Genomic DNA, 20,392 nt, shown 5'->3' with positions numbered 1-20,392 from the left:
CACAAGGCTCGCGCATCATCCTTACGCCGGGGGTGCCGATCGCTGTATCGGGCCCTTGCGCAGGTAACGGACATATGCAAGAGACACAGATCACAGTGATGCGAACGTAACCATCGAAGGGGTTCGAAGGTCTAAGTTGGCGATGTCAGAAAGCGTCTTGGGGGGCGCGGACTGGCATCTGGGGATGTCTTGGGGGACTTCTCCAGAGGTGCGTTGCCGGGGCACGTACACCGGGAAGCTTTGAGCGGCCCTCCCAGCGTGCGCTGTCCCGGCAGACCGCACACCGCATCACCGATCGACCACAACCGCATACCCGCAGTACGGCGAGTTCTGCTCGTTTTGCTCAACCAGCTCAACCAGTTCAACCAGCGATTCAGGCGCTGTGTCTCCACGAACGCCCGGCCGGATCCCGTGGGGGGAATCCGCACCGGGACATGGGAAGGCGCCCTGGTCGTCGGCCCGTGGGGGGACCGGCGGCACAGGGCGCCTTCTGCTGTCCGGGTCGGACCGCGGTGCGGCTCAGCGCTCCTCGACCGGAACGAAGTCGCGCTCCACCACGCCCGTGTAGATCTGGCGCGGGCGGCCGATGCGGGAACCCGGCTCCTTGATCATCTCGTGCCACTGGGCGATCCAGCCCGGCAGCCGGCCGAGGGCGAACAGGACCGTGAACATCTCGGTCGGGAAGCCCATGGCCCGGTAGATCAGGCCGGTGTAGAAGTCGACGTTCGGGTAGAGGCTGCGCGAGACGAAGTAGTCGTCGGAGAGCGCGTGCTCCTCCAGCTTCAGCGCGATGTCCAGCAGCTCGTCGGACTTGCCGAGCGCGGAGAGGACGTCGTGCGCCGCCGCCTTGATGATCTTGGCGCGCGGGTCGAAGTTCTTGTAGACCCGGTGGCCGAAGCCCATCAGACGGACGCCGTCCTCCTTGTTCTTCACCTTGCGGATGAAGGAGTCGACGTCGCCGCCCGCGTCGCGGATGCCCTCGAGCATCTCCAGCACGGACTGGTTGGCACCGCCGTGCAGCGGTCCCCAGAGCGCGTTGATGCCGGCCGAGATCGAGGCGAACATGTTGGCCTGCGACGAGCCCACCAGGCGGACCGTCGAGGTCGAACAGTTCTGCTCGTGGTCGGCGTGCAGGATGAGCAGCTTGTCGAGGGCGGAGACGACGACCGGGTCGAGGTCGTACTCCTGCGCCGGGACCGAGAAGGTCATGCGCAGGAAGTTCTCGACGTAGCCCAGGTCGTTGCGCGGGTAGACGAACGGGTGACCGATCGACTTCTTGTACGCGTAGGCCGCGATCGTCGGGAGCTTGGCGAGCAGGCGGATCGTCGAGAGGTTGCGCTGCTTCTCGTCGAACGGGTTGTGGCTGTCCTGGTAGAACGTCGAGAGCGCCGAGACGACCGACGACAGCATGGCCATCGGGTGGGCGTCGCGCGGGAAGCCCTTGTAGAAGTTCTTGACGTCCTCGTGCAGCAGGGTGTGCTGCGTGATCTCGTTCTTGAACGAGGAGAGCTCGTCGACCGTCGGGAGCTCGCCGTTGATCAGCAGGTAGGCGACCTCCAGGAAGGTGGAGCGCTCGGCCAGCTGCTCGATCGGGTAGCCGCGGTAGCGGAGGATGCCCTGCTCGCCGTCCAGGTAGGTGATGGCGGATTTGTAGGCGGCGGTGTTGCCGTACCCGCTGTCCAGGGTCACCAGACCGGTCTGGGCGCGCAGCTTCCCGATGTCGAAGCCCTTGTCACCGACGGTGCTGTCGATCACCGGGTAGGTGTACTCGTCGTCGCCGTACCGCAGTACTACAGAGTTGTCGCTCACGTCTTCCCTCACCGACGTTGTGCCTCATCTTCGAGGTTGCCCTGACTGTCTCTACCATCCCCCATTTGGCGCAGGAGAGTGCACTCGGGGTCGACCATTGGGCTTATCGACGGCACTCAGTGCCGCCAACTTGCTCATCCTGCCGCCTCGGTCCCGCTGGGGGAAGTGCTCTGTGACCTTTGCGACTCGTTTGATCGATCATTTTTTTGCGCCGTCTCCGGGACGGCACAGAAGATCCGCCGGTCAGGCGCCCGACAGGCGGAAATCGAGGGCCGTGCAGCGCCGGCCGGCCGACACCGTGCGCACCGCCTGACCGATCGCCTTGCGCGAACCGACCAGCACCACCAGCTTCTTGGCGCGCGTCACCGCCGTGTAGAGCAGGTTGCGCTGGAGCATCATCCACGCGCCCGTGGTGACCGGGATCACCACCGCGGGATATTCACTGCCCTGCGAGCGGTGGATGGTCACCGCGTAGGCGTGGGCCAGCTCGTCGAGCTCGTCGAAGTCGTACGGCACCTCCTCGTCCTCGTCGGTCAGCACCGTCAGGCGCTGGTCGACCGGGTCGAGCGAGGTGACCACGCCGACGGTGCCGTTGAAGACGCCGTTCTCGCCCTTGTCGTAGTTGTTGCGGATCTGGGTGACCTTGTCGCCGACGCGGAAGACCCGCCCGCCGAACCGCTTCTCGGGCAGCTCCGGGCGGCCCGGGGTGATGGCCTGCTGGAGCAGCCCGTTGAGCGTGCCCGCGCCCGCGGGGCCGCGGTGCATCGGCGCGAGCACCTGCACGTCCCGGCGCGGGTCCAGTCCGAACCGGGCCGGCAGGCGCCGGGCGGCGACGTCCACGGTGAGCCGGCCGGCCGCCTCCGTGTCGTCCTCGACGAAGAGGAAGAAGTCCTTCATGCCGTCGGTGACCGGGTGCTGCCCGGCGTTGATCCGGTGGGCGTTGGTGACCACGCCGGACTGCTGGGCCTGGCGGAACACGCGCGTGAGGCGCACCGCGGGCACGGGACTCCCCTCGGCCAGCAGGTCCCGCAGCACCTCCCCCGCGCCCACGCTGGGCAGCTGGTCCACGTCCCCCACGAACAGCAGGTGGGCGCCCGGCGGGACGGCCTTGACCAGCTTGTTGGCGAGCAGCAGGTCCAGCATGGACGCCTCGTCGACCACCACCAGGTCGGCGTCCAGCGGCCGGTCCCGGTCGTACGCCGCGTCGCCGCCGGGCTTGAGCTCCAGCAGGCGGTGCACGGTGGACGCCTCCGCGCCCGTCAGCTCGGCCAGCCGCTTGGCGGCGCGGCCCGTGGGCGCGGCCAGCAGCACCTTCGCCTTCTTGGCGCGGGCCAGCTCCACGATCGAGCGCACGGTGAAGGACTTGCCGCAGCCCGGGCCGCCGGTCAGCACCGCCACCTTCTCGCTGAGCGCCAGCTTCACGGCGGCCTCCTGCTCCGGGGCGAGCTCCGCGCCCGTGCGCCCCTTCAGCCAGGTCAGCGCCCGGTCCCAGGCGACGTCCCGGAAGCCCGGCATCCGGTCCTCGCCGGTGCGCAGCAGGCGCAGCAGCTGGGCGGACAGGGAGAGTTCGGCGCGGTGGAAGGGGACCAGGTACACGGCGGTGACCGGATCGCCGCCGGCCGGGTCCGGCACCTTCTCGCGGACCACGCCCGGGTCCTCGCCGTCCTCGGCCGGCCCGGCCAGCTCCGCCAGGCACTCGATGACCAGCCCGGTGTCCACGCCGAGCAGCTTCACCGCGTCGGCGATCAGCCGCTCCTCGGGCAGGTAGCAGTGGCCCTGGTCGGCCGACTGGGACAGGGCGTACTGCAGGCCCGCCTTGACGCGCTCCGGGCTGTCGTGCGGGATGCCGACCGACTGGGCGATCTTGTCGGCGGTCAGGAAGCCGATGCCCCAGACGTCGGAGGCGAGCCGGTACGGCTGGTTCTTCACCACCGAGATGGAGGCGTCGCCGTACTTCTTGTAGATGCGCACGGCGATGGAGGTGGAGACCTCGACGGTCTGCAGGAAGAGCATGACCTCCTTGATCGCCTTCTGTTCCTCCCAGGCGTCGGCGATCTTCCTGGTCCGCTTGGGGCCGAGCCCGGGGACTTCGATCAGCCGCTTGGGCTCCTCCTCGATGATCTTCAGCGTGTCCAGCCCGAAGTGCTGGGTGATGCGGTCGGCGAAGACCGGCCCGATGCCCTTGACCAGGCCCGACCCCAGGTAGCGGCGGATGCCCTGGACGGTGGCCGGCAGCAGCGTCGTGTAGTTCTCCACCAGGAACTGCTTGCCGTACTGCGGGTGGGAGCCCCAGCGGCCCTCCATCCGCAGCGACTCACCGACCTGGGCGCCGAGCAGCGCGCCGACGACGGTGAGCAGGTCACCGGCGCCGCGGCCGGTGTCGACGCGGGCGACGGTGTAGCCGTTCTCCTCGTTGGCGTAGGTGATGCGCTCGAGCACGCCTTCGAGCGTGGCGAGCCGCCGCTCCCCGCCGGGGGTCCCCTCCTGAGCCATGGTCCGACGGTACTCGGGGGGTGTGACAGGGCGGAGGCCTACCGGGGGGCGAGCGGGGGGAGGGCGCGCAGGAAGGCGGCGAAGGAGGCGGTGGGGAAGGAGAGGACGGCGCGGGTGGGGTCCTTGGAGTCACGGACGGCGGTGTGGGTGGGGGTGGTGGCTATCTCCACGCAGGCGTCGCCGTCGCCAGGTCCGGAGTAGGACGACTTCCGCCAATTCGTGTCCATGGATCGCCTCACAGCTCCTTCGCCAGCCGGTTGATGAAGTCGCGCGAGCGCTCGGGGTCGAGCGACGCGGCCTCAACCTTATGGAAGAGCGTTCGACAAGCACCGAGTTGGGCTGTGGAGTCGATGAACGCAGCACCATGTGGACCGTCGCGTACGACGGTGTCCAGCTTCGGCACGACGCCGCCCGCGTACGTCATGGCGCTCGCGGCACCGGCGAAACCGTCCAGGTCGAACGGGACGACGCGGACGCTGACGTGGTCCGTCTCCGAAGCCTCCAGGATCCTGACGAGTTGCGCCCTGGCAGCCGCGCGGTCGCTCACCCGGATGCGCAGGGCCGCTTCGTGGATCACCACGTCGTACGGAACGGTGAGCCGCTGCCGGTGCAGCCGGTGGCGTACGCGGAGTTCCAGCTCCTCCCCGGTCAGTTCCGGCACCCTTGAGGAGAAGACCGCCCGCGCGTAGTCCTCCGTCTGCAACAGGCCCGGCACGTAGAGGATCGCCACTTCCCGCAGGAACCGGGCGTGGTGCTCCAGTTCCGCGAGATCCAGGAACGACGTGGGCAGGCGGCGCCGGTACTCCTCCCACCAGCCGCGCGTCCGGTCGGTCGCCATGGCCACCAAGGCACCGATGAACTCCTCGTCCGCACAGGCGTAGTGAGTTGCCAGGCGGCGCAATCTCTTCTCACTCACACCCGCGATACCGGACTCGATCTGGCTGATGACCGGAGGAGTCACCCCGAGCAGGTCAGCCGCTTCGCGCGACGTGAGACCGGCCGCATCGCGGAGCCTGCGCAACTCGACGGCCAGTCGCAGCTGACGCGCCGTCGGCTCGTTCCTCAGCGGCACCTCTCACCTCCCAACGCGCCCGTGGGCGCGATTCGTCCGGGTGTCAGATTACGCGATCGGCTTGCACTGTATAAATCATTAGCCCTACCGTCGGTCACGAAGCGCACACGCACAGGAAGTGCACCGCGCCGTCCTGCCACGACGCCCGCGGCGACGCCACCGTGCCCGCACCCCCCCCACCCATCCCACGGAGTTGATCCCGCATGCCCGAGAACGAGACCTGGGACTACGCCCTCTCCATCCCCAACGACGTGAGAGCCGTGACCGTGTGCCGTCGCACCCTGCGCCTGATCCTCACCCTGCACGGCCTGATCGGCCTCGCGGACACGGCCGAACTCCTGGCCGCGGAGTTGGTGTCCAACGCCGTACGCCACACCACCGGGCCGGCCGCCCTCAGGGTGCGGCGCACCCGGGACGGCGCGGTGTGGATCGCGGCCTGGGACACCGACCCGGCACCCCCCGGCCCATCGCGACCGCTGACCAAGGGCAGGACCGGAACCTGCTCCAGGAGGACGGCCGGGGACTGGGACTCGTCACGGCCTGCGCGGACCTCTGGGGCTGGCAGCCGTCAGCCCGGTTCGGGGCCCGCGGCAAGTACGTCTGGTGTCAGCTCGACCCCGGCCTGACGGATCACGATCCGGTCTCGACATCTGGTTGAGGGCTTGATTAACCGGCGTGTAATCGATTCCAATCCTCCGTACACGTCGATGTAATCGATTCCACGGCGTGCCGTTCGAGCCACGAGGAGGTGGTGGGGCGATGGCGAGCATCAAGGACGTCGCCGCCGAGGCGGGGGTGTCCGTCGCCACGGTGTCGCGGGTCCTGAACGACCATCCGTCGGTCAGCGAGGACGCCCGCACGCGCGTGCTGGCCGCCGTCCGGGCGCTGGGCTACCGGCCCAACGCGGTCGCCCGGTCGCTGCGCACCGACCAGACCCGCACCCTCGGCCTGGTCATCAGCGACGTGCTGAACCCTTACTTCACCGAGCTGGCCCGCGCGGTCGAGGAAGAGGCCCGCGCCCTCGGCTACAGCGTGATCATCGGCAACGCCGACGAGCGGCCCGACCTCCAGGACCACCACGTACGGACCCTGCTGGACCGGCGCATCGACGGGCTGCTGGTCTCCCCCACCGACGGCGGCTCCCCACTGATGCTGGACGCCGCGCGCGCGGGCACACCGATGGTGTTCGTCGACCGCTGGATCCCCGGCGTGGACGTGCCCGTCGTGCGCGCCGACGGCCGCGCGGCCGTGCGCGACCTCGTCGCCCACCTGTACGGCCTCGGCCACCGCAGGCTCGCCATCATCGCGGGCCCGGCGGCCACCACCACCGGCAGCGAGCGCGTGGAGGCGTTCCGCGCGGCGCTCGCCGCGCACGGGCTCCCCCTGCCCGACGCCTACATCGGCCAGGGCGACTTCCAGGCCGAGAGCGGCCGGCGGGTCACCGAGGGCTTCCTCGACCTGCCCGAGCCGCCCGAGGTCGTCTTCGCGGCCGACAACCTGATGGCGCTGGGCGCCCTGGACGCCGTACGCGCGCGTGGGCTGCGCGTGCCGGACGACCTGGCGCTGGCCGCGTTCGACGACATCCGGTGGTTCGTGCACACCGACCCGCCGGTCACCGCCATCGCCCAGCCGACCGACGAGCTGGGCCGGGCCGCCGTACGGGCGCTCGTGGACCGCATCGAGGGCCGGCCCGGCGAGTCCGTCACCCTGCCCGCCCGGCTCGTCGTACGGCGCTCGTGCGGCGCGCCGCCGGCCACTCCGACCGCAACGAACAGGAGCCAGTCGTGAGCAACCCGGACGCGTTGCTGCGCATCGAGGGCCTGCGGAAGACCTTCCCCGGCGTGGTCGCGCTCGACGGCGTCGACTTCGACCTGCGCCGCGGCGAGGTGCACGTGCTGCTCGGTGAGAACGGCGCCGGCAAGAGCACCCTGATCAAGATGCTCTCCGGCGCCCACCGCCCCGACGCCGGCCGCATCCTGGCCGACGGCCGGGAGGTGCGCATCCACGGCGCGCAGGACGCCGAGCGCCTCGGCATCGCCACCATCTACCAGGAGTTCAACCTGGTGCCCGACCTGACGGTCGCCGAGAACATCTTCCTGGGCCGCCAGCCGCGCCGCTTCGGCATGATCGACCGCAGGCGCATGGAGGCCGACGCCGAGGTGCTGCTGCGGCGGGTCGGCCTGACCGTGTCGCCCCGCGCACGCGTGCGCGAACTCGGCATCGCCCGGCTCCAGATGGTGGAGATCGCCAAAGCGCTGAGCCTCAACGCGCGCGTGCTCATCATGGACGAGCCGACCGCCGTGCTGACCTCCGAGGAGGTCGACAAGCTCTTCGCGATCGTGCGCAGTCTGCGCGCGGACGGCGTCGGCATCGTCTTCATCACCCACCACCTGGAGGAGATCGCCGCCCTCGGCGACCGCGTCACCGTCATCCGCGACGGCCGCAGCGTCGGTCAGGTGCCCGCCTCCACGCCCGAGGACGAGCTGGTCCGGCTCATGGTGGGCCGCTCGATCGAGCAGCAGTACCCGCGCGAACGGCCCGACCGGGGCCCCGCGCTGCTCAGCGTCGAGGGCCTCACCCGGGACGGCGTCTTCCACGACGTCAGCTTCGAGGTGCACGCCGGTGAGGTCGTCGGCATCGCCGGACTGGTCGGCGCGGGACGCACCGAGGTGGTCCGCGCGGTCTTCGGCGCCGACCCGTACGACCGGGGCACCGTGCGCGTCGGAGGCCGGGCGCTGCGCCGGCACGACGTGAACGCGGCCCTGGCGGCCGGGGTCGGGCTGGTGCCCGAGGACCGCAAGGGCCAGGGCCTCGTGCTGGACCAGACCGTCGAGGAGAACCTCGGCCTGGTCACCCTGCGGGCCGCCACGCGCGCGGGGCTCGTCGACCGCAAGGGGCAGCACGAGGCCGCGGAGCGCATCGCGCACCAGCTCGGCGTGCGCATGGCGGGCCTCGGCCAGCAGGTGCGCACCCTGTCCGGCGGCAACCAGCAGAAGGTCGTCATCGGCAAGTGGCTGCTGGCCGACACGCGCGTGCTGATCCTCGACGAGCCGACGCGCGGCATCGACGTCGGCGCCAAGGTCGAGATCTACCAGCTGGTCAACCGGCTGACGGCCGCCGGCGCCGCGGTGCTGATGATCTCCAGCGACCTGCCGGAGGTGCTCGGCATGAGCGACCGGGTGCTGGTGATGGCGCAGGGCCGCATCGCGGGCGAGCTGTCCGCCGACGAGGCCACCCAGGACTCCGTGATGGCCCTCGCCGTCGGCTCCGCCGGCGCCACCGGCAGCTCCACCGGCACCTCGACCGACCCCGCCGATCCCGCCGGGTCCACCAACCCGACCGACCCCACCAGGTCCACCGACCCGACCGACCCGACCGACAAGGAGGCCGCTCGTGGCCACTGACACGCTCAAGGGCGGCACCGCGGGCGCCGGCGGCGCCGCGGCCGTGCGCCGCCTGCTGCTCGACAACGGCGCCCTCACCGCGCTGATCGTCCTCGTCATCGCCATGTCGGCGCTGTCGGGCGACTTCCTCACCACCGACAACCTGCTCAACGTCGGTGTCCAGGCGGCCGTGACCGCCATCCTCGCCTTCGGCGTGACCTTCGTGATCGTCTCCGCGGGGATCGACCTGTCGGTCGGCTCGGTGGCGGCCCTATCGGCCACCGTCCTCGCCTGGAGCGCCACCTCGCACGGCGTGCCCGTCGCCCTCGCCGTCGTACTGGCGCTGGCCACGGGCATCGTGTGCGGGCTGGTGAACGGCTTCCTCATCGCGTACGGCAAGCTGCCGCCGTTCATCGCCACGCTCGCCCTGCTGTCGGTGGGCCGCGGTCTGTCGCTGGTGATCTCCGAGGGCTCCCCGATCGCCTTCCCCGACTCGGTCTCGCACCTCGGTGACACGCTCGGCGGCTGGCTGCCGGTACCGGTGCTGGTCATGGTGGTCATGGGTCTGATCGCGGCCTTCGTGCTCGGCCGCACCTACATCGGCCGCTCGATGTACGCCATCGGCGGCAACGAGGAGGCCGCGCGGCTGTCCGGGCTGCGGGTGAAGAAGCAGAAGCTCGCCATCTACGCCCTGTCCGGCGTGTTCGCGGCCGCCGCGGGCGTCGTGCTCGCCGCGCGGCTGTCGTCCGCGCAGCCGCAGGCCGCCGACGGCTACGAGCTCGACGCCATCGCCGCCGTCGTCATCGGCGGCGCCTCCCTGGCGGGCGGCACCGGCAAGGCGTCCGGCACGCTGATCGGCGCGCTGATCCTCGCGGTGCTGCGCAACGGCCTCAACCTGCTGTCGGTGTCCGCCTTCTGGCAGCAGGTCGTGATCGGCGTGGTCATCGCGCTGGCGGTGCTGCTGGACACGGTGCGCCGCAAGGCGGGCGCCACGCCCACCCACAGCCCCGGCGGCAAGGGCCGGCAGACGGCGACGTACGCGCTGGCCGCGGTCGTCACGGTGGCGGTCGTCGGGGCGACGTCCTTCCTGCACGACGGCTCCTCGTCGTCGGCGAACCCGAAGGTCGGCCTGTCGCTGTCGACGCTGAACAACCCGTTCTTCGTGCAGATCCGCTCCGGCGCGCAGGCCGAGGCGAAGGAGCGGGGCGTGGACCTGACGGTCACCGACGCCCAGAACGACGCCTCGCAGCAGGCCAACCAACTCCAGAACTTCACCAGTTCCGGCCTGGGCGCGATCATCGTCAACCCGGTGGACTCCGACGCGGCGGGTCCGTCCGTACGGGCGGCGGACAAGGCGGGGATCCCCGTCGTCGCGGTGGACCGCGGCGTCAACAAGGCGGACGTGGACGCGCTGGTGGCGTCGGACAACGTGGCCGGCGGCGAACTGGCCGCCAAGACCGTCGCGGAGAAGCTGGGCGGGCACGGCAGGATCGTGATCCTCCAGGGCCAGGCCGGCACCTCCGCCGCCCGCGAGCGCGCCGAGGGCTTCGCCAAGGGTCTGAAGGCCTACCCGGGCATCCAGGTGGTGGCCCAGCAGCCGGCCGACTTCGACCGCACCAAGGGCCTCGACGTGATGTCGAACCTGCTCCAGGCCCACCCGGACGTGCAGGGCGTGATCGCCGCCAACGACGAGATGGCGCTCGGCGCGGTCAAGGCGCTCGGGGCGAAGGCCGGGAAGTCGGTGCAGGTCGTCGGCTTCGACGGAACCCCGGACGGCCTCAAGGCCGTTGAACAGGGCACGCTGTACGCGTCGGTGGCGCAGCAGCCGTCCCAGCTGGGCCGGATCGCCGTGGACAACGCGCTGCGGGCGCTGGACGGCAAGGAGGTGCCCGCGACGGTGAAGGTGCCGGTGAAGGTGGTCACGAAGGAGAACGTGGCCGGCTTCCACGGCTGACACGGGTGAGCCGACACAGGTGAGCCGACACAGGTGAGCCGACACGGCTGAGTGGGCGGGCGGTCACCCTCGCGGGGGCCGTCCGCCCGGTCCGCTTCTTCAGGGTTCCAGGGTTCCGAGGTTCCAGGGGAGTTCTCTCATGTACGACTACGACCTGCTGGTCGTGGGGTCGGCCAACGCCGACCTGGTGATCGGCGTCGAGCGCCGGCCGGGGGCCGGGGAGACGGTGCTCGGCTCCGACCTGGCCGTCCACCCGGGCGGCAAGGGCGCCAACCAGGCGGTGGCGGCGGCGCGGCTCGGTGCCCGTACGGCGCTGCTGGCGCGGGTCGGCGACGACGCGTACGGCCGGCTGCTGCTGGAGTCGCAGCGGGCGGCCGGGGTCGACACGGTGGGTGTGCTGGTGGGCGGGGCGCCGACGGGCGTCGCGCTGATCACGGTCGACCCGTCGGGCGACAACAGCATCGTGGTCTCCCCCGGCGCCAACGCCCGGCTCACTCCCCGGGACGTGCGGGCGGCGACGAGCCTCTTCCACGCCTCCCGGGTGGTGTCGGCGCAGTTGGAGATCCCCGTGGAGACGGTGGAGGAGGTCGTACGGATCCTGCCGCCGGACACGCGGTTCGTGCTGAACCCGTCGCCGCCGCGGCCGCTGGACACCGAGGTGCTGGCGGCCTGCGACCCGCTGATCGTCAACGAGCACGAGGCGAAGGTGCTGCTGGGCGAGGCCTACGAGGTGGCGTCCGGACCCGAGGACTGGGCGCGGCTGCTGCTGGCGAAGGGGCCGCGGTCGGTGGTGGTGACGCTGGGCGCGGGCGGGGCGCTGGTGGCGTCGTCCGAGGGCGTGGTCCGGGTCGAGGCGGTGGCGGTGGACGCGGTGGACACGACCGGCGCGGGTGACTCCTTCACGGCGGCGCTGGCGTGGCGGCTGGGGGCGGGGGCGTCGTTGGCGGAGGCGGCGGCCTGTGCGGCGCGGGTCGGGGCGGTGGCGGTGACCCGGCGGGGCGCGCAGGAGTCGTTCCCGACGGCGGACGAGGTCGAGGCGTTGCGGGGAGGCGGTGCCGCGTGAAGAAGGCGGGCATCCTGAACCGCCACCTCGCGGGCGCGCTGGCCGAACTGGGCCACGGCGACGGGGTGCTGGTCTGCGACGCGGGCATGCCGGTGCCGGACGGGCCGCGCGTGGTGGACCTCGCCTTCCGGGCCGGGGTGCCGTCGTTCGCGGAGGTCGTGGAGGGGCTGCTGGCGGAGCTGGTGGTGGAGGGCGCGACGGCGGCGACGGAGGTCCGCGACGCGAACCCGGCCGCGGCGGCCCTGCTCTCCCGCCACTTCCCGGACCTGGCCTACGTCCCCCACGACGACCTGAAACACCTCTCCCACCGCTCCCGCCTGGTGGTCCGCACGGGCGAGGCCCGTCCGTACGCCAACGTCCTGCTCCGCTGCGGGGTCTTCTTCTGAATCTACTTCTGACCCCCGGCGCACACGTGGGAGGGGCCCGGTCCGTCGACCGGGCCCCTCCTGTTCCCCCCATCGATCAGAACCCCCTGCGATCCCCCCGGATCCCCCTCCAGAAGTCCTGATGCCCTGTACGACACGTGGGGGTGGGGGGTGGGTTGCACGGGGTTCGAAGATTTTCGGGGGTGTTCGGAAGTGATCAGTTGGGGGTGGGAGTGGGGCTTCTGGGAATGAGCGCCGGACTCCTCGGAGCCACGTCCACCGGGACGGCCGTCACCCGAGTACGTGGGTCACGAAGCGCTCCGCCGTTTCCCTCAGGACCTCGTGGCCGTCCCTCGACCACAGGTTCTCGTTGAAGAGTTCGGCCTCGATCGGGCCCGTGTAGCCGGCGGAGTCGACGTGGTGTCGCCAGGTGGGGAAGTCGATCGTGCCGTCGCCGAGTTGGCCGCGGCCGTTGAGGACGCCCTCGGGGAGGGGGGTGGTCCAGTCGGCGACCTGGAACGTGTGGATGCGGTGCTGGGCGCCCGCGCGGGCGATCTGGGCGGGGGCCGTGTCGTCCCACCAGAGGTGGTAGGTGTCGACGGTGACGCCCACCTGGTGGGCGGGGAAGCGTTCCGCGAGGTCGAGGGCCTGGGTGAGGGTCGAGACCACGCAGCGGTCCGCGGCGAACATGGGGTGCAGGGGCTCGATCGCCAGGCGCACACCGTGCTGTTCGGCGTAGGGACCGAGGACGGCCAAGGCGTCCGCGACGCGTTCGCGGGCGCCGTGCAGGTCCTTGGAGCCGGCCGGGAGACCGCCCGAGACCAGGACCAGCACCCGGGTGCCGAGGGCCGCCGCCTCCTCCACGGCCCGGCGGTTGTCGGTGATGGCCTCCGCCCGCTCCCGCGGGTCGGTCGCCGTGAGGAAGCCGCCCCGGCAGAGGGTGGTCACGGTCAGGCCGGCCTCGCGCACCAGCTTGGCCGTCGCCTCCACGCCGTGGGACCGCACGGGCTCGCGCCACAGGCCGACCCCGGGGACGCCCAGGTCGAGGCAGGCGTCCACCAGGGCGGGCAGGGACAGTTGTCGGACCGTCATCTGGTTGACGGAGAAGCGGGACAGGTCCCCGGCGGCGTTCACTGGTCCACCCCGTGGAGGGAGAGGAGGGTCTTCATGCGGTCCTCCGCGAGCTTCGGGTCGGGGAACAGGCCCAGGCCGTCGGCGAGTTCGTAAGCGCGGGCCAGGTGCGGCAGGGAGCGGGCCGACTGCAGGCCGCCCACCATGGTGAAGTGCGCCTGGTGGCCCGCGAGCCAGGCGAGGAGGACCACGCCCGTCTTGTAGAAGCGGGTGGGGGCCCGGAACAGGTGGCGGGAGAGCGCGACCGTGGGGTCGAGGAGGGCGCGGAAGCCCGTCACGTCACCCGTGTCCAGCACCCGTACCGCCTGCGCCGCCAGCGGACCCAGCGGGTCGAAGACGCCGAGCAGGGCGTGGCTGAAGCCCCGTTCGTCGCCCGCGATCAGCTCGGGGTAGTGGAAGTCGTCGCCGGTGTAGCAGCGCACGCCGTCGGGGAGCCTGCGGCGCAGGGCCACCTCGCGACCGGCGTCCAGCAGCGACACCTTGACGCCGTCCACCTTGTCCGGGTGCGCGGCGATCACCTCCAGGAACACCTCCGTCGCCGCGTCCAGGTCGGACGTGCCCCAGTAGCCCTCCAGTGCCGGGTCGAACATCGGGCCCAGCCAGTGCAGGACCACCGGCTCGGCGGCCTGGCGCAGGAGGTGGCCGTAGACCTCCAGGTAGTCGTCGGGGCCGGACGCGGCCGCGCACAGGGCGCGCGAGGCCATCAGGATCGCCTGCGCGCCCGACTCCTCCACGACCGCGAGCTGTTCCTCGTACGCCGCCCGCACCTCGGCCGGGGTGCCGGCCGCGAGCTGGTCGGTGCCGGCCCCGCAGGCGATGCGGCCGCCCACCGCCCGCGCCTCGGCCGCCGAACGGCGGATCAGCTCCGCCGCGCCCGCCCAGTCCAGGCCCATGCCGCGCTGCGCGGTGTCCATCGCCTCGGCGACGCCCAGCCCGTGGGACCACAGGTGGCGGCGGAAGGCGAGCGTCGCCTCCCAGTCCACGGCCGCGGGCCCGTCCGGCGTCGTGTCGGCGAACGGGTCCGCCACGACGTGCGCCGCCGAGAAGACCGTACGGGAGGTGAAGGGGGTGCCGGCCGTCACCGCGAGGGGCTCGGCGCGGGGTTCGTACACGCGCAACGCGCCCTGCGCGCCGGGAAGTCGGATCGTCACAGCTGGATCTCCGGTACGTCGAGGCGGCGGCCCTCCGCCGAGGACCGCAGGCCCAGCTCGGCGAGCTGGACGCCGCGGGCGCCGGCGAGCAGGTCCCAGTGGTAGGGGGCGTCGGCGTGGACGTGCTTGAGGAACAGCTCCCACTGGGCCTTGAAGCCGTTGTCGAACTCCCCGTTGTCCGGGACCTCCTGCCACTGGTCGCGGAACACCTCGGTGGCGGGGACGTCGGGGTTCCACACCGGCTTCGGCGTGGCCGAGCGGTGCTGGACCCGGCAGGTGCGCAGGCCGGCCACCGCGGAGCCCTCGGTGCCGTCGACCTGGAACTCGACCAGTTCGTCGCGGTTCACGCGCACCGCCCAGGAGGAGTTGATCTGGGCGACCACGCCGCCCTCCAGCTCGAAGATGCCGTAGGCGGCGTCGTCGGCGGTGGCGTCGTAGGGCTTGCCGTTCTCGTCCCAGCGCTGCGGGACGTGGGTGGTGGCGAGCGCCTGCACGGACCGCACCCGGCCGAACAGCTCGTGCAGCACGTACTCCCAGTGGGGGAACATGTCGACGACGATGCCGCCGCCGTCCTCGGCGCGGTAGTTCCACGACGGGCGCTGGGCCTCCTGCCAGTCGCCCTCGAAGACCCAGTAGCCGAACTCGCCCCGCACGGACAGGATCCGGCCGAAGAAGCCGCCGTCGATCAGCCGCTTCAGCTTCAGCAACCCGGGCAGGAAGATCTTGTCCTGCACCACGCCGTGCTTGACGCCGGCCGCCGCGGCGAGCCGGGCCAGCTCCAGGGCGCCGTCCAGACCGGTGGCGGTCGGCTTCTCGGTGTAGACGTGCTTGCCCGCCGCGATCGCCTTCCGGAGGGCCTCCTCGCGGGCCGAGGTCACCTGGGCGTCGAAGTAGATGTCGACGGCCGGGTCGGCGAGGACCGCGTCCAGGTCGGTGGTCCAGTGCTCCAGGCCGTGCTGTTCGGCGAGCGCCTTCAGCGCGGGTGCGCGACGGCCGACCAGGACCGGCTCCGGCCACAGCACGGTGCCGTCGCCGAGGGCGAGCCCGCCCTGGTCGCGCAGGGCCAGCAAGGAGCGGACCAGGTGCTGGCGGTAGCCCATGCGCCCGGTCACGCCGTTCATGGCGATCCGCACCGTCTTGCGTGTCACGTCGGTCCCTTCGTCGGAGTCGTACGCGGTCGTCCGCCGTCGTACGCGGTCTCGGGAGTCGTCCGCAGGCGTGCGCGCCGCGTACGCCCCGTCCTGATCAGCACTGCAGCAAGCGCTTTCTATTCGAGGAGAAGCTAGCCCCCGCACGGCGCTCCGGACAAGACCGTGTCCGAGCCGAGTTGTTCGAGGGGGCGAACAACGGGGGCCGACGGTCGTAGGGTCTGGTTCCACACGCGCGGAACCCGATCGCCGCGCGGCCTGTCTACGAGGGCGTGTCCGTACCCACGGGACACCCCTCAGGGATCCGTAGGACCCCGTACGACCAGATGCGCGACCGGAGGACGACGAGATGACGGTGACCCTGGCGGACGTGGCGGCCCGCGCCCAGGTCTCCCCCGCGACGGTGTCGCGCGTGCTGAACGGGAACTACCCCGTGGCCGCCTCCACCCGCGAACGGGTGCTGCGCGCCGTCGACGAGCTCGACTACGTCCTCAACGGCCCCGCCAGCGCCCTCGCCGCGGCCACCTCCGACCTGGTGGGCATCCTGGTCAACGACATCGCCGACCCGTTCTTCGGGATCATGGCCGGCGCGATCCAGTCCGAGATCGGCGGGCCCGGCGGCCGGGCCGGCGGCGAACGGCTCGCGGTGGTCTGCAACACCGGCGGGTCACCGGAACGCGAACTCACCTACCTGACCCTGCTCCAGCGCCAGCGGGCGGCCGCCGTGGTGCTCACCGGCGGCGCCGTGGAGGACCAGCCCCACGCCGCGGCCGTCGCGGCCAAGCTGCGCAAGCTCGCCGACGCCGGGACGAGGATCGTGCTGTGCGGGCGGCCGCCCGCGCCGGACACCGACGCGGTCGCGCTGACCTTCGACAACCGCGGCGGCGGCCGCGAACTCACCGAGCACCTCATCCGGCTCGGCCACCGCCGGCTCGGCTACATCGCCGGCCCCGAGGAACGCACCACCACCCGGCACCGGCTCGAGGGCCACCGGGCCGCCCTCGCCGCGGCCGGCATCGAGGAGGACCCGCGCTGGACCGTGCACGGCCCCTACGACCGGCGCGCGGGCTACGAGGCCACGCTGGAGCTGCTGCGGCGCGACCCGACGCTCACGGCCGTGGTCGCCGCGAACGACTCCGTCGCGCTCGGGGCGTGCGCGGCGCTGCGGGAGTCGGGGCGGCGGATCCCGGAGGACGTGTCGGTCGCCGGGTTCGACGACCTGCCGTTCAGCGTCGACGCGGTGCCGTCGCTGACGACGGTGCGGTTGCCGCTGGCGGAGGCGGGGGCGCGGGCGGGGCGGATCGCCATGGGGCGGGAGGAGCCGCCGCCCGGGGGGATCGCGATGGTCCGGGGGGAGCTGATGGTGCGGGGATCCTCCGGGGTGCCGCGAGAGTCCTCCGGGGTGCCGCGGGGTTAGTGCGGGCGTTCGTTTCCGTGGGGTGGCCGTGGGCTGGTGCCTGCGTGCTGGGGGCTGCCGCCCCCAGGCCCCCGCTTCGGCCCTGGACGGGCCTCGTCCTCAAACGCCGGACGGGCTGATACACGGCCCCACCGATGAGTTTTCGTCCGCGGCAGCGTCTCCACTGCCGTACAGCGCGGCACACCATCCCAGGAGTGAGACCCATGCGGATCGTCATCAGTTCGTTCATCAGTCTCGACGGAGTCGTCCAGGCGCCCGGCGGGCCGGAGGAGGACACCGACGGGGGGTTCGCGCACGGTGGGTGGACGCACGCGTACTTCGACCCGGAGGTCGTCGGCGGTGCCTTCGACGCCGCGTTGCAGAAGGCGGACGCCCTGCTGTTCGGGCGGCGGACCTGGACGGCGATGGCCGCGGCCTGGCCCGGGCGGGCGGGGGACCCGTTCGCGGACCGGATGAACTCGGTCCGCAAGTACGTCGTGTCGACGACCCTCGGCGAGGACCTGTCGGCGTGGGACAACTCGGTGCTGGTGCCCGGCGCCGACGCCGTGGCGCGCCTGCGGGAGCTGCGCGGCCGGGCGAGCGGTGACCTGCTCGTCATGGGCAGCCCCACCCTCGCCCGCACGCTGATCGGTGAGGGGCTCGTGGACGAACTCGTCCTGATGCGGATGCCCGTGGTGCTCGGCGGCGGCAAGTCGATCTTCCCCGAGGACGGCGGCCGGCACGGCTTCGAGCTGGTGTCCTGCACGACGGCCGGGACGGGCGCCGAGGTGTGCGTGTATCGCGCCGCCGGTGTGGCGGGCCAGTAGGTCCGGCACGGGTGTGGTGGCGCGATCACGGGGCACGGGGTGGGTGTGGAGCGGCGCCGTCCGGTCCGCGCGAGTAGGGTCCGGGGCATGAAGTTCGCCTTCTCCACGCTCGGTGTTCCCGGTCTTCCCCTGCCCGACGTGCTGCGGCTCGCGACCGCGCACGGATACCACGGTGTCGAACTGCGCGCCCACCCCGAGGAGCCGGTCCATCCAGGACTCGGCACCGGTGAACGGGAGGACGTCGCCGCCCGGTTCAAGGACGCCGGCGTCGAACTGCTCGGTCTCGCCGGCTACGCACGCGTGGCCGCGCCCGGCGACGACGAAGCGGTGCTGGAGGAGATCCGTACGCTGCTCGGGCTCGCCCATGACCTGGGCGCCCCCTTCGTACGGGTCCTCCCCGGCGGTTCGGACGCCGCCTCCGCCGACGAGGCCGACGCGATCGCCGCCCGGCGGCTCGGCACCGTCGCCCGGGACGCCGCCGACCTCGGTGTGCGCGTCCTGGTGGAGACCCACGACTCGCACCCCACCGGCGCCGACGTCACCCGGATCATCGGCCAGGTCGGCCACCGTCAGGTCGGCGCCCTCTGGGACGTGATGCACACCTGGCTCGGCGGCGAGCAGCCCCTCGACAGCTACGCGGCGCTCTCCCCGTACCTCGGCTACGTCCAGGTCAAGGACATCGTCTCGGCCGACGACACCACCCCGCTGGCGCTCGGCGCGGGCATCATTCCGCTCGGCGAGTGCGTGGAGGTGCTCTCCCGCCACGGCTGGGACGGCTGGCTGTGCTGGGAGTACGAGAAGCGCTGGTACGAGGCCGCCGAGCCGCTGCCCGGCCTGCTCACGGCGGGACGCGCGCACCTCGGCCGGCTGCTCAACGACTCGGCCTGAGGCCGCCGGGATCCCGGCGGGGGTCGGGGCGGGGACCGGGACGGGGAGCGGGGCGAGGATCGGGGCGGGCAGGAGTCGGACCGGGGCCGGGTCGGCCCGTGTGCGTGGTCGGCCCGTCGGCCGCTAATTCGCTGGCGGGGCCCTGACGGCGCGGGCTAGCCTCCGCGCCGTGCCTCCGCCCCCCGTGCCTCCGCCCTCCGTGCCCCCGTCGGCCGTGTCGCCACCGCTCGTGTCTCCGTTCTCCCTGTCCTCGCTCGCCGTGTCGCCGCTCTCCGCGGTCCCCCGCCGCGCGACCCCCGCGTCCGCCGCCGTCCCGGCCTCATGAGGCTCGCCGGGACGCTCGTCGACCTCCGTCCGCTGCGGACCTCCCCCGTCTTCCGGCGGCTGCTGTTCGGGCGCACGGTGTCCACGCTCGGTGGCTTCATGACCATGGTCACCGTGCTCTACCAGGTGTGGGACACCACCCACAGCGCCGTCTGGAGCGGCGCGGTCGGTCTGGCGCAGGCGCTGCCGATGGTCGGCGTCGGGCTGTTCGCCGGGGCCTGGGTGGACCGGGCCGACCGGCGGCGGGTCTACCTGGGGACCAACGTCGGCCAGGCGGTGTGCTCCGCGCTGCTGGCCGTGCAGGGCTTCACCGGGCACGTGCCCGTGGTGGTCGTGCTGGCGCTCGTCGCCGTGCAGGCGTCGTTCGCGGCCGTCTCGGCGCCGGCGGCCGGGGTGTTCGTGCCCCGGCTGCTGCCCAAGGACCAGGTGGCCGCCGGGCTAGCCCTCCACCAGATCACCGGGCAGGCCATGATGCTGCTCGGCCCGGCCGTCGCCGGGCTGGTCCTCGGCTGGTGGGGCATCGGCGTCTGCTACCTGTTCGACGCGCTCAGCTTCGGCCTGTCCTTCTACGGCGCGTTCGGGCTGCCCGCGCTGCCGCCGCAGGGCGAGGGGGCCCGGCCCGGACTGCACGGGGTGCTGGACGGGCTGCGGTTCCTCACCGGGCACCGGGTGGTGCGCGGTGCGCTCGTCACCGACCTCGCGGCGACCGTGCTGGCGATGCCGGTCAGCCTCTTCCCGCTGGTCAACACCGAGCGGTTCGGGGGCGACCCGCGCTTCCTCGGGCTGTTCCTGTCCGCGCTCGCCGTGGGCGGGGTCACGGCGACCGCCCTGTCCGGCGCCGTCACCCGCCGGGGCCGGCCGGGCCCGGTCATGCTGTGCGCGTCCGGCACCTGGGGCCTGGCGCTGGCCGGGTTCGGGCTGACCACCAGCGCGTGGGCGGGGCTGGCGATGCTGGTGCTGGCCGGGGCCGCCGACGCGGTGGCCGTGCTGTCCCGCAGCACGATCGTGCAGACCCTGACACCGGACGCCCTGCTGGGCCGGGTCACCGCCGCCGAGCTGGTCGTCGGCCAGGCGGGCCCGCACCTGGGCAACCTGCGCGGCGGCATGGTCGCCGGCTGGTCCTCGGGCGCCACGGCCCTGGTCAGCGGCGGACTGCTGTGCCTGGCGGCGGTGACGGCGGTGGGCGCGTCCACACCGGAGCTCAGGGGGGCGAAGCCGACCGGTCCCGGCCCGGAGGCCAGGGACCCGGCGGACACCACGCCGGCCCTCCCGGGCCTTGACGGAAGCGTCGGAGGGGACGGACCCGCCGAGGACACGGCCGCGATCCCCGGCCCCGCCTCCGACACCTCCGACACCGCCCAGGAGCCACTCCCCGAGCGCTGAACCCG

General features: G+C 72.3%; 16 protein-coding genes and 1 pseudogene. 10 read left to right on the top strand and 7 right to left on the bottom strand.

Annotated elements, in window-relative coordinates; all coding sequences use genetic code 11:
• Positions 1 to 519 precede the first annotated feature (519 nt).
• The 4 genes from AQJ30_RS21095 to AQJ30_RS21080 all read right to left on the bottom strand — a co-directional run bounded on the left by AQJ30_RS21095 (position 520) and on the right by AQJ30_RS21080 (position 5,374).
• Positions 520 to 1,809 (bottom strand): citrate synthase, encoded by a 1,290-nt coding sequence (locus AQJ30_RS21095; RefSeq protein WP_067236337.1) that lies wholly within the window; start codon positions 1,807 to 1,809, stop codon positions 520 to 522.
• Positions 1,810 to 2,052: 243 nt separating this feature from the next.
• Positions 2,053 to 4,302 carry an SF1B family DNA helicase RecD2 gene (recD2, locus tag AQJ30_RS21090; protein WP_067236335.1) on the bottom strand — a complete coding sequence of 750 codons (2,250 nt, stop codon included), beginning with the start codon at positions 4,300 to 4,302 and terminating at the stop codon, positions 2,053 to 2,055.
• Positions 4,303 to 4,340: 38 nt separating this feature from the next.
• On the bottom strand, positions 4,341 to 4,529 hold the full coding sequence (locus AQJ30_RS21085; RefSeq protein ID WP_067236333.1) for a DUF397 domain-containing protein: 189 nt from the start codon (positions 4,527 to 4,529) through the stop codon (positions 4,341 to 4,343).
• Between the two features lie 8 nt (positions 4,530 to 4,537).
• Positions 4,538 to 5,374 carry a helix-turn-helix domain-containing protein gene (locus tag AQJ30_RS21080; protein WP_067236330.1) on the bottom strand — a complete coding sequence of 279 codons (837 nt, stop codon included), beginning with the start codon at positions 5,372 to 5,374 and terminating at the stop codon, positions 4,538 to 4,540.
• Between the two features lie 203 nt (positions 5,375 to 5,577).
• Between AQJ30_RS21080 and AQJ30_RS21075 the strand changes: the two are divergent.
• The 6 genes and pseudogenes from AQJ30_RS21075 (at position 5,578) to rbsD (ending at position 12,160) form a co-directional block, all read left to right on the top strand.
• Positions 5,578 to 6,032: pseudogene (locus AQJ30_RS21075) on the top strand (ATP-binding protein).
• A 101-nt stretch (positions 6,033 to 6,133) separates the two neighbouring features.
• Positions 6,134 to 7,162, top strand: a complete 1,029-nt coding sequence (locus AQJ30_RS21070; RefSeq protein WP_067236327.1) for a LacI family DNA-binding transcriptional regulator — start codon at positions 6,134 to 6,136, stop codon at positions 7,160 to 7,162.
• Positions 7,159 to 8,778, top strand: coding sequence for a sugar ABC transporter ATP-binding protein (locus AQJ30_RS21065; RefSeq protein ID WP_079084178.1), 1,620 nt, complete (start codon positions 7,159 to 7,161; stop codon positions 8,776 to 8,778). Before AQJ30_RS21070 ends, AQJ30_RS21065 begins: the two co-directional genes overlap by 4 nt.
• Positions 8,768 to 10,711, top strand: coding sequence for an ABC transporter permease/substrate-binding protein (locus AQJ30_RS21060; protein ID WP_067236325.1), 1,944 nt, complete (start codon positions 8,768 to 8,770; stop codon positions 10,709 to 10,711). The genes AQJ30_RS21065 and AQJ30_RS21060 overlap by 11 nt, the downstream gene beginning before the upstream one ends.
• A gap of 139 nt (positions 10,712 to 10,850) precedes the next feature.
• Positions 10,851 to 11,774 (top strand): ribokinase, encoded by a 924-nt coding sequence (rbsK, locus tag AQJ30_RS21055; protein WP_067236323.1) that lies wholly within the window; start codon positions 10,851 to 10,853, stop codon positions 11,772 to 11,774.
• The gene (gene rbsD / locus AQJ30_RS21050) at positions 11,771 to 12,160 is read left to right on the top strand and encodes a D-ribose pyranase (RefSeq protein ID WP_067236319.1); all 390 of its coding nucleotides are present in this window, start codon (positions 11,771 to 11,773) and stop codon (positions 12,158 to 12,160) included. The genes rbsK and rbsD overlap by 4 nt, the downstream gene beginning before the upstream one ends.
• Before the next feature lie 270 nt (positions 12,161 to 12,430).
• On the opposite strand, the gene AQJ30_RS21045 is transcribed toward rbsD, so the two are convergent.
• The 3 genes from AQJ30_RS21045 to AQJ30_RS21035 are packed head-to-tail and all read right to left on the bottom strand — an operon-like array spanning position 12,431 to position 15,569.
• On the bottom strand, positions 12,431 to 13,231 hold the full coding sequence (locus tag AQJ30_RS21045) for a sugar phosphate isomerase/epimerase family protein (protein ID WP_067236593.1): 801 nt from the start codon (positions 13,229 to 13,231) through the stop codon (positions 12,431 to 12,433).
• A 38-nt stretch (positions 13,232 to 13,269) separates the two neighbouring features.
• Positions 13,270 to 14,421, bottom strand: coding sequence for a dihydrodipicolinate synthase family protein (locus AQJ30_RS21040; RefSeq protein WP_067236317.1), 1,152 nt, complete (start codon positions 14,419 to 14,421; stop codon positions 13,270 to 13,272).
• Positions 14,418 to 15,569, bottom strand: coding sequence for a Gfo/Idh/MocA family protein (locus AQJ30_RS21035; protein ID WP_067236315.1), 1,152 nt, complete (start codon positions 15,567 to 15,569; stop codon positions 14,418 to 14,420). Before AQJ30_RS21035 ends, AQJ30_RS21040 begins: the two co-directional genes overlap by 4 nt.
• Before the next feature lie 349 nt (positions 15,570 to 15,918).
• Between AQJ30_RS21035 and AQJ30_RS21030 the strand changes: the two genes are divergently transcribed.
• The 4 genes from AQJ30_RS21030 to AQJ30_RS21015 all read left to right on the top strand — a co-directional run bounded on the left by AQJ30_RS21030 (position 15,919) and on the right by AQJ30_RS21015 (position 20,387).
• The gene (locus tag AQJ30_RS21030) at positions 15,919 to 16,986 is read left to right on the top strand and encodes a LacI family DNA-binding transcriptional regulator (protein ID WP_067236312.1); all 1,068 of its coding nucleotides are present in this window, start codon (positions 15,919 to 15,921) and stop codon (positions 16,984 to 16,986) included.
• A 203-nt stretch (positions 16,987 to 17,189) separates the two neighbouring features.
• Positions 17,190 to 17,792, top strand: a complete 603-nt coding sequence (locus tag AQJ30_RS21025; RefSeq protein WP_067236310.1) for a dihydrofolate reductase family protein — start codon at positions 17,190 to 17,192, stop codon at positions 17,790 to 17,792.
• Between the two features lie 87 nt (positions 17,793 to 17,879).
• Positions 17,880 to 18,680 (top strand): sugar phosphate isomerase/epimerase family protein, encoded by an 801-nt coding sequence (locus AQJ30_RS21020; protein ID WP_067236308.1) that lies wholly within the window; start codon positions 17,880 to 17,882, stop codon positions 18,678 to 18,680.
• 321 nt (positions 18,681 to 19,001) lie between these two features.
• Positions 19,002 to 20,387, top strand: coding sequence for an MFS transporter (locus tag AQJ30_RS21015; RefSeq protein ID WP_079084173.1), 1,386 nt, complete (start codon positions 19,002 to 19,004; stop codon positions 20,385 to 20,387).
• Positions 20,388 to 20,392 lie beyond the last annotated feature (5 nt).

Source organism: Streptomyces longwoodensis (assembly GCF_001514125.1).
GTDB lineage: Bacteria > Actinomycetota > Actinomycetes > Streptomycetales > Streptomycetaceae > Streptomyces > Streptomyces longwoodensis.
This window is presented reverse-complemented; position numbering and strand designations above follow the sequence as displayed.

What these genes read in the sequence shown, in the direction of transcription:
- AQJ30_RS21085 (WP_067236333.1), bottom strand. Translation starts at nt 4,529, where the DNA reads ATGGACACGAATTGGCGGAAGTCGTCCTACTCCGGACCTGGCGACGGC.
- AQJ30_RS21020 (WP_067236308.1), top strand. Translation starts at nt 17,880, where the DNA reads ATGAAGTTCGCCTTCTCCACGCTCGGTGTTCCCGGTCTTCCCCTGCCC.
- AQJ30_RS21030 (WP_067236312.1), top strand. Translation starts at nt 15,919, where the DNA reads ATGACGGTGACCCTGGCGGACGTGGCGGCCCGCGCCCAGGTCTCCCCC.
- AQJ30_RS21045 (WP_067236593.1), bottom strand. Translation starts at nt 13,231, where the DNA reads ATGACGGTCCGACAACTGTCCCTGCCCGCCCTGGTGGACGCCTGCCTC.
- AQJ30_RS21025 (WP_067236310.1), top strand. Translation starts at nt 17,190, where the DNA reads ATGCGGATCGTCATCAGTTCGTTCATCAGTCTCGACGGAGTCGTCCAG.
- recD2 (WP_067236335.1), bottom strand. Translation starts at nt 4,302, where the DNA reads ATGGCTCAGGAGGGGACCCCCGGCGGGGAGCGGCGGCTCGCCACGCTC.
- AQJ30_RS21070 (WP_067236327.1), top strand. Translation starts at nt 6,134, where the DNA reads ATGGCGAGCATCAAGGACGTCGCCGCCGAGGCGGGGGTGTCCGTCGCC.
- AQJ30_RS21015 (WP_079084173.1), top strand. Translation starts at nt 19,002, where the DNA reads ATGAGGCTCGCCGGGACGCTCGTCGACCTCCGTCCGCTGCGGACCTCC.
- rbsK (WP_067236323.1), top strand. Translation starts at nt 10,851, where the DNA reads ATGTACGACTACGACCTGCTGGTCGTGGGGTCGGCCAACGCCGACCTG.